The 259-nt window shown below is 70.7% G+C and carries 1 protein-coding gene; it reads right to left on the reverse strand.

The window, feature by feature from the left end:
- Positions 1-23: 23 nt before the first annotated feature.
- On the reverse strand, positions 24-259 hold a 236-nt coding region (locus SB717_RS37315), incomplete at its 5' end, for a bL17 family ribosomal protein (protein ID WP_410908152.1).

Raw genomic sequence — 259 nt, forward strand, 5'->3', positions numbered from 1 at the left:
GTCGCACACCGGTCGGTGCCGACTTACTCCTCGTCTTCCTCTTCGCGCTCGGCCTCGACGCGGGCGCGGTCCTCGGCGCCCTTGGCCTCCGGATCGCGGTCGATCAGCTCGATCACCGCCATCGGCGCGGCATCGCCATAGCGGAAGCCGGCCTTGAGCACGCGGGTGTAACCGCCCGGGCGGTCGGTGTAGCGGCCGGCCAGCGTGTCGAACAGCTTGGTCACGAGCTCGTCATTGCGCAGGGTGGCGAAGGCGCGCC

The sequence above is a fragment of the Priestia sp. SIMBA_032 genome, from assembly GCF_046535215.1.
GTDB classification, from domain to species: Bacteria; Bacillota; Bacilli; order Bacillales; family Bacillaceae_H; genus Priestia; species Priestia aryabhattai.